Source organism: Bacillus sp. PAMC28748 (genome assembly GCF_014250415.1).
Taxonomy (GTDB): domain Bacteria; phylum Bacillota; class Bacilli; order Bacillales; family Bacillaceae; genus Bacillus; species Bacillus licheniformis.
The window spans coordinates 3560915-3575037 of record NZ_CP060192.1 but is presented as its reverse complement, the minus strand read 5'-3'; the positions used below and the strand labels follow the sequence as shown (position 1 = coordinate 3575037).

The following is a 14123-nucleotide window of genomic DNA, read 5'->3' as shown; positions in this document are numbered from 1 at the left end:
CAAATGATCATTCATTTAAAGATGGAAAAGCTTTACTGAATTGAAAGGAAGGGTACTATGGGAAAACCTGTCGTAGCCATAGTTGGAAGACCCAATGTGGGGAAGTCCACGATCTTTAACAGGATCGCGGGCGAAAGAATTTCGATTGTGGAAGATACACCTGGCGTGACGCGGGATCGGATATACAGCTCTGCCGAGTGGCTGAATCACGACTTCAACCTGATTGATACAGGCGGAATCGAAGTCGGCGATGAGCCGTTTTTGGCGCAGATTCGCCATCAGGCCGAGATCGCCATGGAAGAAGCAGATGTGATTATTTTCATGACGAACGGCCGCGAAGGCGTCACAGCCGCTGATGAAGAAGTGGCAAAAATTTTATACCGTACAAAAAAACCTGTCGTTCTGGCGGTTAATAAAGTGGATAATCCTGAAATGAGAGCAAACATTTACGATTTTTATGCCCTCGGCTTTGGCGAGCCGTTCCCGATTTCAGGGACGCATGGCCTTGGTCTCGGCGATCTGCTTGACGCGGTCAGCGAACATTTTAAAAACATACCCGAGACGAAGTATGAGGATGAAGTCGTTCAATTTTGCCTCATCGGCCGGCCGAACGTCGGAAAATCCTCCCTTGTAAACGCCATGATTGGAGAAGAGCGCGTTATCGTCAGCAATATTGCGGGAACGACGCGCGACGCCATTGACACGAGGTTTACATACAATCAAAGAGACTTTGTCATCGTGGATACAGCCGGGATGAGAAAAAAGGGGAAAGTGTATGAGGCAACTGAAAAATACAGCGTCCTCCGAGCTTTAAAGGCGATCGACCGTTCAGAAGTCGTCTGCGTCGTCTTGGACGGCGAAGAAGGCATTATTGAGCAGGACAAGCGGATTGCCGGCTATGCGCATGAAGCAGGAAAAGCTGTTGTCATCGTCGTAAACAAATGGGATGCAGTCGAAAAAGACGAGCGGACGATGAAAGAATTTGAAGAAAAGGTTAGAGACCACTTTCAATTTTTGGACTACGCGCCTGTTTTGTTTATGTCCGCTTTGACTAAAAAGCGCATCCATACGCTGATGCCTGCGGTCATGACGGCGAGCGAAAACCATTCGATGAGGGTGCAGACCAATATTCTTAATGATATCATTATGGATGCGGTGGCTATGAACCCGACGCCGACGCATAATGGAAACCGGTTAAAAATTTATTATGCGACACAAGTGGCTGTGAAGCCGCCGACATTTGTCGTATTTGTCAATGACCCTGAGCTGATGCATTTTTCTTACGAACGCTTTTTGGAAAACCGGATACGCGACGCCTTCGGATTTGAAGGAACACCAATCAGGATTTTCGCAAGAGCAAGAAAATAAAGAGGTGTAGTAAAAATGACAAAAGTATCGATTTTGGGAGCCGGAAGCTGGGGAACAGCCTTGGCGCTCGTTTTGGCGGACAACCAGTACGATGTGTGCATATGGGGCCATCGTGAAGAACTGATTCAGCAAATCAATGAACATCATGAAAACAAAGATTATCTGCCGGGTGTCAAACTTTCTGAAAACGTGCGTGCCACAACAGATCTTGAAGCTGCAGTGGCTGATGTCAAGACGATCATTGTCGCCGTTCCGACAAAAGCGATCCGCGAAGTTTTGGCACAGGCTGTTTCCTTCATCAACCAAAAGGCGATTTTTGTACATGTTTCAAAAGGAATTGAGCCTGACACACTGCTTCGAATTTCTGAAATGATGAAAGAAGAAATTCCGGCTGAATTAAGGGAGGACATCGTCGTTCTGTCCGGACCGAGCCATGCGGAAGAAGTCGGTTTAAGGCATCCGACGACAGTAACGGTATCTGCCGACAGCAGCATTGAATCGGCCCAGGTGATCCAGGATATGTTTATGAACCAGAATTTCCGCGTGTATACGAATCCGGATATGATCGGCGTAGAGATCGGCGGCGCGCTGAAAAACGTCATTGCGCTTGCCGCGGGCATTACAGACGGTTTGGGATACGGAGATAATGCGAAAGCCGCGCTGATTACAAGGGGCTTGGCAGAAATCGCCCGGCTCGGCACAAAAATGGGCGGAAATCCGCTGACATTCTCGGGTCTTACTGGAATCGGGGACTTGATCGTCACCTGCACAAGCGTCCATTCACGAAATTGGCGAGCCGGTAATATGCTGGGTAAAGGCTTCAAGCTGGATGAAGTTCTGGAAGAAATGGGGATGGTCGTCGAGGGGGTCCGCACGACAAAAGCCGCTTATCAGCTTTCAAAGAAATTTGATGTAAAAATGCCGATCACCGAAGCACTGCACAAAGTATTGTTTGACGGCGAAAAAGTTGAGACGGCAGTCGAATCATTGATGGCAAGAGTCAAAACACACGAGATGGAAGATCTTGTGAACACATTCGAAAATCAAATGAAATGACCGCCCCATCATCAACTGCTTTTATACTCTCCTCTAAGTTCGTTTTAAAAAAACCAAAACATTTTGGAGACTTAGGCAAGAGAGGATACATTTGTCCGAAGACTTGCATAAAATAGAATCGAAGTCTGGAAGAGCTGTATCTTACAAATTGGGTTATATAGTCACAATCATTATGCCTGAAGCAAAGCCCCCCTCTTTGCTTCAGGCTTTTTTTTGCGGCTTTTTCCGTTTCGAAATATTGGAAAAGCTGTTGAACTTCTGGTTTTTCTTATATAAAATGAAATATAACGCTTACATCACAAGAAAAGGTAGAAGGAGGGCTTCAATGTGAATGTCGGTCTGTTAAAAATGTGGTTTGCCTTGGGATCAATGGGCCTGATGTTCTTAGCGGTGATTGCCATATACATAAGCAGATATAAATTTAAAAACCGTTTTTTAAAAATTATCACGTCGTTTGTCGCCTACACATGTATGCTCATCTCCGGCGTGATCGTCTTTTTTGTCGTCTTCAGCGGCCCCGTCAACGAATAATGCATAAAAAAGGAAGATTCATATGAAAATCGTAAACGTTCTGCTCGCTATTTTATTGACCGCAATCATGTTAAGCGGTTGTTTGTACCCTGAAGAAAGAAAGGCGAAAAACAGCGCACCGCATCAGCACCAGCTCAAAGAAGTGCAGGCGGCCGTTGATGAATTCAGGGAGGCGACGGGAGGGCTTCTGCCGATTAAGACAAGGGATATGGGCGTGCCAATCTATCAAAAATACCCTATCGATTTTAACAGGCTGTCCCCCCGGTATATGGCTGAGCCGCCGGGCACATCCTATGAAAACGGCGGAGAGTACTTGTACGTTCTTGTCGATGTGGAAAAAAAGCCGACGGTCAAGCTCATTGATGTAAAAATGTCGGAAATGATCAGGGAGTTAAAGCTTCGGGTCGAAATGTATAAAGATCAGCACAAGTATCCGCCGTATAAAAAAGTCGTATCCAAGAACTTATTCATGCTTGACCATGAAAAGCTCGGACTGAAAGAGGCGCCTTCTGTCACGAGTCCGCTTTCGGGCACCTCGCTGCCGCTTCTCGTCGATGAAAAAGGCGACATTAAAGTGGATTACCGGATGGATTTGGCCAAGCTGATGAAGAAGTCGAAAAAAACGGTAAAGCCGGGCGAGGAAGTCCAAGATTTGATGTGGGAAGAGACGCCTTTCGTTCCGGCGTTTTCGGTAAAGTACACAGTGAATGACAAACAGGAACCTGTTTTTCTCGAATAGAATATCGGTCAAAATGCAAGTATCAGTCATGAACCTTTCTCCTCGGCATACAATGAGGAGAAAGGTTTTTTCATGTATGCCGAAAAAATTTCCCTAAGCTGTCATATTGAAATAGGACAACGTCATACACTATAGTGTCCTGTTTTTGATTGATGAAGAAGTAAAAAATTGAAAAGGATTGGAAGTCCGGGAGGGGATCACTTGGAAAAGGTCGATATTTTCAAGGATATCGCTGAACGAACAGGAGGCGATATATACTTAGGTGTCGTAGGAGCTGTACGTACAGGAAAATCTACGTTTATCAAAAAATTTATGGAGCTAGTGGTGCTCCCGAATATCAACAATGAAGCAGACCGGGCGCGCGCACAAGATGAGCTCCCCCAAAGTGCCGCTGGCAAAACCATTATGACAACTGAACCGAAGTTTGTTCCGAATCAGGCAATGTCAGTTCATGTCAGTGACGGACTCGATGTGAATATAAGGCTTGTCGACTGCGTCGGCTATACTGTACCCGGGGCAAAGGGATACGAGGATGAAAACGGGCCGAGAATGATCAATACTCCTTGGTATGAAGAGCCGATTCCGTTTCACGAAGCTGCCGAAATCGGCACGAGAAAAGTCATCCAAGAGCACTCCACAATCGGTGTTGTGATTACGACTGACGGCACGATTGGAGAAATCGCCAGACAGGATTATGTCGAGGCTGAAGAACGGGTGATCGACGAGTTGAAAGAGGTTGGAAAACCGTTTATCATGGTCATCAATTCCGTAAGGCCGTATCATCCGGAAACAGAAGCGCTCAGGCAAGAATTGATGGAAAAGTACGACATTCCGGTGCTGGCGATGAGCGTTGAAAGCATGAGGGAAGCGGACGTTCTGAGCGTTCTCAGAGAAGCGCTTTACGAATTCCCTGTGCTCGAAGTCAACGTCAATCTTCCAAGCTGGGTGATGGTATTAAAAGAGAATCATTGGCTCAGGGAAAACTATCAAGATTCCGTTAAAGAAACCGTCAAAGATATTAAAAGACTGAGAGATGTCGACCGCGTCGTCGGACACTTCAGCGAATTTGATTTCATCGAGCGCGCAAGCCTCGCCGGAATTGAAATGGGCCAGGGGATCGCGGAAATCGATTTATACGCGCCGGATTACCTGTACGATGAAATTTTGAGGGAAGTCGTCGGCGTTGAAATCAGAGGAAAAGATCACCTCCTTCAGCTCATGCAGGATTTTGCCCATGCCAAGACCGAATATGATCAAGTCTCAGATGCATTGAAAATGGTGAAACAAACCGGCTATGGAATCGCAGCTCCCGCATTAACCGATATGAGCCTGGATGAACCGGAAATCATCAGGCAGGGTTCAAGATTCGGAGTCCGGCTGAAGGCGGTGGCGCCGTCGATTCATATGATCAAAGTCGATGTGGAAAGCGAGTTTGCGCCGATCATCGGAACAGAGAAGCAGAGCGAAGAGCTTGTCCGCTATTTAATGCAGGACTTTGAGGACGATCCGCTGTCAATCTGGAATTCCGACATATTCGGAAGAAGCTTGAGCTCGATCGTCAGAGAAGGGATTCAGGCGAAGCTGTCACTCATGCCTGAAAATGCGAGATATAAGCTGAAGGAGACGCTGGAGCGCATTATCAATGAAGGCTCAGGCGGCTTGATTGCGATCATCTTATAAAAGGGAAGGCCTCTTATCATACGGGAGGTCTTTTTTTATGCCTGAAAACAGGCTGAACGGGCGCGGTGAAAGGGGGTTGGACGGCAAGGGCTTGCGGCTGGAAATATAGGAAAGATTATGATTAAAAAAGAAAAAACAGGAATATTTGTTCGTTTTATTCTGCTTAAACCTTGACGAATAAGGGATCATCGCTTTAAAATGCTTGATATGGCTATTCAGATGTGTTAATCTACAAACAGAAAATCTTCACTTTACTGGACAAACGTTCCTCTCAAAGTGAAATTTTCGCTGGAAGCCGTGAAATGCCTTTTCTATATTTATTTGAAATTTCTGTTCAAACAGGTATAGAAACAGGTTGAACTGTGAAGAAATGATGATAATCTATTGATTGATACCTTTTGGGAGGAGGTGAAAGGCATGAACAAGACAGAACTAATCAATGCGGTTGCAGAAGCAAGCGAACTATCTAAAAAAGACGCTACTAAAGCAGTTGATTCTGTTTTTGATACAATTTTAGATGCACTTAAAAACGGTGAAAAAATTCAATTGATCGGTTTTGGTAACTTTGAGGTTCGTGAGCGCTCAGCTCGTAAAGGACGCAATCCTCAAACAGGTGAAGAAATCGAAATCCCTGCAAGCAAAGTACCTGCTTTCAAACCAGGTAAAGCGCTTAAAGACGCTGTAGCAGGAAAATAATTGTATGTATATGCCGTTTTCGCGCGTAATACATACCATGTTGTTTCTTCACAGGAAAGCCCCTTTTCAAAGGGGCTTTTCATAATTTAAAGGCCTTTTTTAGACGGATAACATTTTGCCGGCAAAAAACCTTTCATTTTGCTTTTATAAGCTGAAGTGTGCTAGAATCTGAATTAAATGTATGCGTTTCTGGAGGATATAAAACAATGAGAGAAATCAACAAAGACCAAATTGAACAAGCCGTCCGGCAAATATTGGAGGCGATCGGAGAAGATCCGAACCGCGAGGGCCTTCTTGATACACCGAAAAGAGTCGCAAAGATGTACGCTGAAGTATTTGCGGGTTTAAACGAAGATCCGAAAGAGCATTTCAAAACGATTTTCGGCGAGGATCACGAAGAGCTTGTTCTTGTTAAAGATATTCCTTTTTATTCAATGTGTGAGCACCATTTAGTTCCTTTCTACGGGAAAGCCCATGTAGCCTATATCCCTAAAGGCGGAAAAGTGACAGGACTCAGCAAGTTGGCGAGAGCCGTTGAAGCGGTGGCAAAACGTCCGCAGCTTCAGGAGCGGATTACGTCAACAATTGCCGACAGCATTGTTGAAACGCTGACTCCGCACGGTGTAATGGTGGTTGTTGAAGCCGAGCATATGTGCATGACGATGCGCGGCGTGAAAAAGCCGGGTTCAAAAACTGTCACTTCAGCTGTAAGGGGAACGTTTAGACAGGATGTGGCTGCTCGCTCTGAGGTGTTGGAGCTTATCAAAACATCATGATTAAAAATGAGAAGGTGTGCGATGAACATGACCAATAATCAATCGAATGATTTTGTCGTTATCAAAGCCGTTGAAGACGGCGTCAATGTGATCGGACTGACAAGGGGGACGGACACGAGATTTCATCATTCAGAAAAGCTTGATAAAGGAGAAGTGATGATCTGCCAGTTTACCGAGCATACCTCCGCGATCAAGGTCCGGGGCGAGGCCCTTATTCAGACGGCAAACGGCGAGATGAAGAGCGAATCGAAAAAATAGCAGGCTGGCTTTTTATGCCCGTCCGCGTGGCATAAGACAATATCTTTCAACATATTATGGTATAATTAAACTTTCTCCGCTCAAAAAAGATACATAATCAATCAAAAGAAAAACTGCGAATTTTGGGACAAGGGTGATATCTTTGCAAGACATCTACGGACAATTATCTTATTTGAAAATCAAGCTGAATCAAAAGCTTTCACATCCATATTTGGCGAAGCATCTGACTGCGCCGAAAGTTGATGAGGATAAGCTGTTTCTTTTCTACGCTCTGTTTGAGGAAACGGATTTAAAAGAAGCTGACAAGGAAAGTTACATCTTAACGGCGATGCTTGTTCAAACAGCCCTTGATACCCATGATGAAGTCACGACCGCAGCTTCAATTAAACAGGACGATTATAAAAACCGCCAGCTGACCGTATTGGCCGGTGATTACTTCAGCGGCATGTACTACTCGCTGTTATCGGGTATGAAGGATATTTATATGATTCGGACGCTCGCTGCGGCCATCAAAGAAATAAACGAACACAAAATCAGGCTTTACGACCATTCCGCAAAAGATGCAGACAGCCTGAAAAAAAGCGTCAGCATAGTGGAAGCTGCACTTTTTCACCATCTCGCCGACCACTTTTACCTGCCTCACTGGAAAACAGCCGCCAATGACTTTCTTGTCTTTAAAAGGTTTGCGGCCGAAGAAAAAGCTTCAGATTCCCGGCTGCTGGAGACGATCATACAGAAAGAGTTTCCGGAAGGACAGGCTTCATGCGGACAGCTGGCTGCTGCGGCTTATAAAGAAGCCAAGCTTGCGATCAACCAGTCGCTTGCCAAAAAGCCCGCCGTCCAAAAATGGCTTCTGAAACGCCTGCAGGAAATTCGGCCTGAAAAACGAACTTATCATCAGAAAGTGGAAGAAGGGTAATCATGGTGCAGTCAAAAGAACAGCGCGTACATGGCGTGTTTGAAAAGATTTATAAAAATTATGACCAGATGAACTCCGTCATCAGCTTTAAACAGCATAAAAAATGGCGCGACAAAACGATGCAGCTCATGAACGTTCCAAAAGGAGCCACAGCGCTTGACGTCTGCTGCGGGACGGGAGACTGGACGATCGCGCTCGCTGATGCGGCAGGAGAGACAGGGGAAATCAAGGGCCTTGATTTCAGCAAAAACATGCTGAGCATCGCCGAACAAAAAACGGAAAGCTACAGCCAGATCGAATTGATCCACGGCAATGCGATGGAACTGCCCTTCCCGGATAATACATTCGACTATGTCACCATCGGCTTCGGGCTTCGCAATGTTCCCGACTATTTAACCGTATTAAAAGAGATGGCGCGCGTGGTAAAACCCGGCGGCCAGGTTGTATGCCTTGAGACGTCCCAGCCTGAAATGTTCGGGTTCAAACAGCTATACTTCCTGTACTTCCGCTTCATTATGCCTATGTTTGGAAAGCTCTTTGCCAAAAGCTTCAAGGAGTATTCATGGCTTCAGGAATCGGCCAGGGAATTTCCTGGTATGAAAGAGCTTGCCGCGTTGTTTGAAGAGGCTGGATTAAAAAATGTTCAATATCATCCGTTCACAGGCGGCGTAGCGGCAACACATGTCGGCTGGAAGCGATGATGACTACAGAAATACTCGGGTGAATCGATATGAAATTGACAACGTTTTATTCTTTTTTGAATGACGATATTGAATTAATAGAAAAAGAGCTTGAAAAGACCGTGCACTCCGACTATCCATTGCTCAGTGAAGCGAGCCTGCATTTGCTGCAGGCCGGAGGCAAGAGGATTCGTCCCGTGTTTGTCCTGCTTTCCGGCATGTTCGGCGAATACGACATCAGCAAAATTAAAAATGTTGCCGTTTCGTTGGAATTGATACATATGGCTTCGCTCGTACACGACGATGTCATCGATGATGCGGAGCTGAGAAGAGGACAGCCGACAATCAAAGCGAAGTGGGATAACCGGATTGCAATGTATACAGGTGATTATTTGTTCGCTCGCTCACTTGAAGCGATGACAAAAATAAACGAACCGAAAGCCCATGAAATCTTGTCCAAGGCGATTGTCGAAGTCTGTCTTGGAGAAATTGAACAAATTAAAGATAAATATAATATGGAGCAAAATCTCAGAACCTATTTGAGAAGAATCAGGCGCAAGACAGCACTTCTAATCGCGTCGAGCTGCCAGCTTGGAGCCATTGCTGCTGGTGCGGGTGAAAACATTCATAAAACGTTGTACTGGTTTGGCTATTATGTCGGCATGTCCTATCAAATTATTGATGACATCCTCGATTTCACCTCAAGCGAAAAAGAGCTTGGCAAGCCTGTGGGCAGCGATCTGCTTCAGGGGAATGTCACGCTTCCCGTATTATATGCACGGAAATCGCCTGAGCTAAAAGCGCGCCTGATGCTGGTCAACAGTGAAACCACTCCAGAACAGATCAAGCCAGTGATCGAAGAGCTGAAGAAAACGGATGCCATTGAACAATCGTTCAGGGTCAGTGAAATGTATTTAAACAAGGCTTTCGAACTGCTTGAAACGCTCCCGAAAAACCGGGCGCGGACGGCACTGGGCCAAATTGCGAAATACATCGGCAAGCGAAAGTTCTAAAAAACGTCAAATGAGTCGAAAGTATGAATATTCTCCACCCTTTATTGATTAATTGTTTGAAAAATGCTATATTTCTGTTGTAGTGTTGAAAGCCTATACATATTAGCGGGGTGGAGAATCGACTATGGAAAAAACCTTTGTGATGGTAAAACCTGACGGCGTTCAGCGTCAGCTGATCGGCGAAATTTTGTTAAGATTCGAACGTAAGGGCTTACAATTAATCGGAGCCAAGCTGATGAAGGTCTCAGAAGAGACGGCAGGCGAGCATTATAAAGAACATAACGGGAAACCGTTTTTCGGCGAACTTGTCGACTTTATTACTTCAGGCCCGGTATTCGCCATGGTATGGGAAGGCGAGGACGCAATCGCGGTCGCCAGACAGCTGATCGGGAAGACGAACCCTAAGGAAGCGCTTCCAGGTACAATCCGCGGAGACTTCGGCATGTTTGTCGGAAAAAATATCATTCACGGTTCAGATTCTCCTGAAAGTGCAGCACGCGAAATCAACTTGTTTTTTAAAGAGGACGAACTTGTTGAAGACGAGAAATTAATGAATCAATGGATTTACTAAAAATCAGCTGAAAAGCTGATTTTTTTATATGGAATAGAATGGCTGCCGGCGGGCGGGCTTTTTTCTTTTAAAGATACAAATTTAAAAGAAAACAAGCTATAATTGTACTCATATCAGCACGACGATTAGGAGAGAAAACATGGACAATTACAGTTTCTTTGTTGATAAATGGAAAAAAATGACTGGTGTGGATTTGGCATTGTACAAAGAGGCGCAAATGAAAAGAAGACTGACGTCTCTATATGAGAAAAAAGGATACGGCGATTTCCGCGAGTTTGCGCTCGCTTTAGAAAAGAATGAAGCTCTTCTGCAGGAAACATTGGACAGAATGACAATCAATGTTTCAGAATTTTACAGAAACTATAAGAGGTGGGAGGTTCTCGAAAAAACGATCCTGCCGCTTTTAAAGCCTGCGAAAACGCTGAAAGTTTGGAGCGCGGCTTGTTCAACCGGGGAAGAGCCTTATACATTATCAATGATTTTAAGCAGACAGAAAGGCCTCACAGACTATCAGATTATCGCAACAGATATCGATGACAAAGTCCTTCAGAAAGCGAAAGAAGGCGTATATCAGGAAAGGTCCCTGCAGGAAGTGCCGAAAGAGATGAAAGAACTTTATTTTACGCAAGACGGAAACCGCTTTAAAGTCAAAGACGAGATCAGGAAAAACATCCGCTTTCAAAAGCACAATTTACTGGCTGATCCGTATGAGAAAGATTTTGATATCATCGTATGCCGCAATGTGCTCATTTATTTTACGGAGGAAGCAAAAGAGAAGATCTATCATAAGTTCAGCGGCAGCCTGAAGAATAAGGGGATTTTGTTTGTCGGAAGCACGGAACAGATCTTCAATCCGGAAAAATACGGTTTTCAATCGACAGATACGTTTTTCTATCAAAAAAGTTAGCTGACTTTTTATAAAGGGTTATGTTATAGTTTTACTTAAAAGCGTTAATGTGATGAAGGGAGAACGAAAGCATGAGGTATTTAACAGCCGGTGAATCTCACGGTCCGCAGCTTACGACAATTATCGAAGGAGTCCCAGCGGGGCTTTATATCACAAAAGAAGACATCGATTACGAGCTTCAAAGACGTCAAAAAGGCCACGGCCGCGGACGCCGGATGCAAATCGAAAAAGACCAGGCGCGGATCACAAGCGGTGTAAGACACGGGCGTTCTCTTGGATCGCCGATCGCTCTCGTCGTCGAAAACAATGACTGGAAACACTGGACGAAAATCATGGGTTCAGAGCCGATCACGGCTGAAGAAGAAAGCGAAATGAAACGACAGATTTCAAGGCCGAGACCGGGGCACGCCGATTTGAACGGCGCGATCAAATACGGGCACAGAGACATGCGCAACGTGCTTGAACGTTCATCTGCCAGAGAAACGACCGTCCGTGTAGCGGCAGGAGCCGTCGCCAAAAAGATCCTTTCCCAGCTCGGCATTCAAGTGGCCGGCCACGTGCTGGAGATCGGCGGAGTAAAAGCTGAAAAAACAAATTACGAATCTATCGAAAACTTGAAAAAAGTAACCGAAGAGTCCCCTGTCAGATGCTATGACGAAGAAGCGGGCAGGAAAATGATGGACGCGATCGATGAAGCAAAAGCAAATGGGGATTCGATCGGCGGAATCGTCGAGGTGATAGTTGAAGGGGTGCCGGTAGGAGTCGGCAGCTATGTCCATTACGACCGAAAACTCGACAGCAAGCTTGCAGCCGCCGTACTGAGCATCAATGCTTTTAAAGGGGTTGAATTCGGCATCGGCTTTGAAGCCGCACGCAAAAACGGCAGTGAAGTCCATGACGAAATCATCTGGGACGAAGAAAAAGGCTATACGCGGGCAACAAACCGTCTCGGCGGTCTTGAAGGCGGAATGACAACGGGAATGCCGATTGTCGTCAGAGGTGTGATGAAGCCGATTCCAACGTTATACAAACCGCTTAAAAGCGTTGATATCGAGACAAAAGAGCCGTTTACAGCGAGCATCGAGCGTTCCGACTCCTGCGCTGTCCCTGCCGCAAGCGTGGTGGCTGAAGCGGTTGTTGCATGGGAAATCGCAAATGCGATCGTCGAGCAGTTTGGCGTTGACCAAATGGACCGGATCGCTGAAAATGTTGAGAAAATGAGAAAGCTTGCGAGGGAGTTTTAATGAAATCACTTCAAATCGAAACCGCTTCTTTGTCCTACCCGGTATTCATCGGGGGAGGCATTAGAAAAAACGCGGCAGAGCTTTTGTCATCCTTGAACCTTCCGATGACGAAACTGCTTTTGATCACCGACGAAGAAGTTGATAAACGCTATGGAGAAGAGCTGTTCAGTCTTCTCCGCAGCAAATGGCCCGTCAAAAAGGTTGCGGTGCCAAGCGGCGAGCAGGCCAAATCCATCGATATGTTTATGAAGCTCCAGACGGAAGCCATTCAATTTCACCTTGACCGCTCGTCATGCATTGTGGCGCTGGGCGGCGGTGTTGTCGGCGATCTTGCAGGATTCGTCGCTTCAACTTTTATGAGGGGCATCGATTATGTGCAATTCCCAACGACTCTGCTGTCTCATGACAGCGCAGTCGGAGGGAAAGTGGCCATTAATCACCCGCTCGGAAAAAACTTAATCGGCGCTTTTCATCAGCCGAAGGCGGTGGTATATGACACCGAATGCCTGAGCACGCTTCCGGAAAAAGAAATGCGTTCAGGTCTTGCGGAAGTCATTAAGCACGCATTTATCCGTGATGAATCTTTCTTGAACGAATTGCTTAAACTTGATTCAATAGAAGCGATTACGACCGGCCAGCTCAGTGAAATGGTTTACAAAGGCATTTCGATTAAAGCGGAAGTTGTCTCACAAGACGAACGCGAACAGGGAATCAGGGCCTATTTGAACTTCGGGCATACGCTTGGCCACGCCGTTGAAGCCGAATACGGCTACGGAGAGATCACCCATGGCGATGCCGTCGCTTTAGGCATGCAATTTGCTTTGTTTGTCAGCGAGAAGGTGCTGAATTGTCCTGTTGACCGTACGAAAATCGCCGCCTGGCTGAAAAATCTCGGCTATCCGGAAAGCGTGAAACGCGAAGTTTCAACAGAAGCCCTTATCTATCGAATGATGAACGATAAAAAAACACGCGGAGGCATCATTCAGTTTGTCCTTCTGGATAAGATCGGCAGTGTGCGGCTGCACTCCTTTAAAGCCGAAGAAATCGAACGATGGCTGAATATGTGGAGATTGGAGGGAGACAAATGATGATGCGCGGTATTCGGGGAGCGACGACCATTGACCGGGATACAGAAAAAGACATTACGGAGCGGACGAAGCAGCTGATCGGAAAAATGATCGATGAAAATCGACTCAAACCTGAACAAGTCGTACAGATCTTAATTTCTGCTACTTCCGATATACACGCTGCTTTTCCCGCGAAGGTCGTCAGAACGTTTGACGGCTGGCAGCATGTGCCCGTCATGTGCATGCAGGAAATGGATGTTGAACACGGCCTTAAAAAATGCATCAGAGTGATGATGACGGTACAGACGGATATGCGGCAGGATGAAGTCCGCCATGTTTATTTGGAAAATGCAGTAACGCTCAGACCTGATTTATCATTGACAAAAAATACTGAATTGTAATACGATTGTAGAAACCTTGAAATACACAGGAGTGTGTATGGGTTTTAGTTTAGAAAAGCTGAGTATGAGACTAGGGTAGATTGAGAATGAGTTGAGATGAGCTGAGTTGAGACAAAACGTTTATTCATTCTACCCAAAAGACGCTGTTCTTTTGGGTTTGTTTCGTTTTCCCCTCGTCAATTCAATCATTTGTCCTCTAAAGGCCTTCTTCTCATTC

Annotated in this window: 16 protein-coding genes; all 16 read left to right on the top strand. The window is 45.7% G+C overall.

What is annotated here, in order from left to right:
* Window positions 1-57: 57 nt before the first annotated feature.
* The 16 genes from der (at window position 58) to aroH (ending at window position 13906) form a co-directional block, all read left to right on the top strand.
* Window positions 58-1368, top strand: coding sequence for a ribosome biogenesis GTPase Der (gene der / locus H7F26_RS18370; protein ID WP_003183017.1), 1311 nt, complete (start codon window positions 58-60; stop codon window positions 1366-1368).
* 15 nt (window positions 1369-1383) lie between these two features.
* Entirely contained in the window at window positions 1384-2424 is a 1041-nt protein-coding gene (locus tag H7F26_RS18365) for an NAD(P)H-dependent glycerol-3-phosphate dehydrogenase (RefSeq protein ID WP_185855199.1), read from the top strand.
* A 327-nt stretch (window positions 2425-2751) separates the two neighbouring features.
* The gene (locus H7F26_RS18360) at window positions 2752-2955 is read left to right on the top strand and encodes a DUF2768 domain-containing protein (RefSeq protein ID WP_003183013.1); all 204 of its coding nucleotides are present in this window, start codon (window positions 2752-2754) and stop codon (window positions 2953-2955) included.
* A gap of 22 nt (window positions 2956-2977) precedes the next feature.
* Window positions 2978-3694, top strand: coding sequence for a hypothetical protein (locus H7F26_RS18355; RefSeq protein WP_003183010.1), 717 nt, complete (start codon window positions 2978-2980; stop codon window positions 3692-3694).
* Window positions 3695-3895: 201 nt separating this feature from the next.
* Window positions 3896-5374, top strand: coding sequence for a stage IV sporulation protein A (gene spoIVA, locus H7F26_RS18350; RefSeq protein WP_003183009.1), 1479 nt, complete (start codon window positions 3896-3898; stop codon window positions 5372-5374).
* 417 nt (window positions 5375-5791) lie between these two features.
* On the top strand, window positions 5792-6070 hold the full coding sequence (gene hbs, locus H7F26_RS18345; protein ID WP_003183006.1) for a non-specific DNA-binding protein Hbs: 279 nt from the start codon (window positions 5792-5794) through the stop codon (window positions 6068-6070).
* Between the two features lie 206 nt (window positions 6071-6276).
* Window positions 6277-6846: a GTP cyclohydrolase I FolE gene (folE, locus tag H7F26_RS18340; protein ID WP_003183004.1), complete on the top strand. Its 570-nt coding sequence runs from the start codon at window positions 6277-6279 to the stop codon at window positions 6844-6846.
* Between the two features lie 27 nt (window positions 6847-6873).
* Window positions 6874-7104 (top strand): trp RNA-binding attenuation protein MtrB, encoded by a 231-nt coding sequence (gene mtrB / locus H7F26_RS18335; protein ID WP_011198073.1) that lies wholly within the window; start codon window positions 6874-6876, stop codon window positions 7102-7104.
* A 142-nt stretch (window positions 7105-7246) separates the two neighbouring features.
* Window positions 7247-8023, top strand: a complete 777-nt coding sequence (locus H7F26_RS18330; RefSeq protein WP_003183000.1) for a heptaprenyl diphosphate synthase component 1 — start codon at window positions 7247-7249, stop codon at window positions 8021-8023.
* Between the two features lie 2 nt (window positions 8024-8025).
* On the top strand, window positions 8026-8724 hold the full coding sequence (locus H7F26_RS18325) for a demethylmenaquinone methyltransferase (RefSeq protein WP_003182998.1): 699 nt from the start codon (window positions 8026-8028) through the stop codon (window positions 8722-8724).
* 29 nt (window positions 8725-8753) lie between these two features.
* Complete coding sequence (gene hepT / locus H7F26_RS18320; protein ID WP_003182996.1) at window positions 8754-9716, top strand: heptaprenyl diphosphate synthase component II; 963 nt, start codon at window positions 8754-8756, stop codon at window positions 9714-9716.
* 124 nt (window positions 9717-9840) lie between these two features.
* On the top strand, window positions 9841-10287 hold the full coding sequence (gene ndk / locus H7F26_RS18315; RefSeq protein ID WP_003182994.1) for a nucleoside-diphosphate kinase: 447 nt from the start codon (window positions 9841-9843) through the stop codon (window positions 10285-10287).
* Between the two features lie 139 nt (window positions 10288-10426).
* The gene (locus H7F26_RS18310) at window positions 10427-11194 is read left to right on the top strand and encodes a CheR family methyltransferase (protein ID WP_011198072.1); all 768 of its coding nucleotides are present in this window, start codon (window positions 10427-10429) and stop codon (window positions 11192-11194) included.
* A gap of 71 nt (window positions 11195-11265) precedes the next feature.
* Window positions 11266-12438 (top strand): chorismate synthase, encoded by a 1173-nt coding sequence (gene aroC, locus H7F26_RS18305; protein WP_003182989.1) that lies wholly within the window; start codon window positions 11266-11268, stop codon window positions 12436-12438.
* Window positions 12438-13526 carry a 3-dehydroquinate synthase gene (gene aroB, locus H7F26_RS18300; RefSeq protein ID WP_011198071.1) on the top strand — a complete coding sequence of 363 codons (1089 nt, stop codon included), beginning with the start codon at window positions 12438-12440 and terminating at the stop codon, window positions 13524-13526. Before aroC ends, aroB begins: the two co-directional genes overlap by 1 nt.
* Window positions 13523-13906: a chorismate mutase gene (gene aroH / locus H7F26_RS18295; protein WP_003182984.1), complete on the top strand. Its 384-nt coding sequence runs from the start codon at window positions 13523-13525 to the stop codon at window positions 13904-13906. Before aroB ends, aroH begins: the two co-directional genes overlap by 4 nt.
* The last annotated feature ends 217 nt before the right edge of the window (window positions 13907-14123 follow it).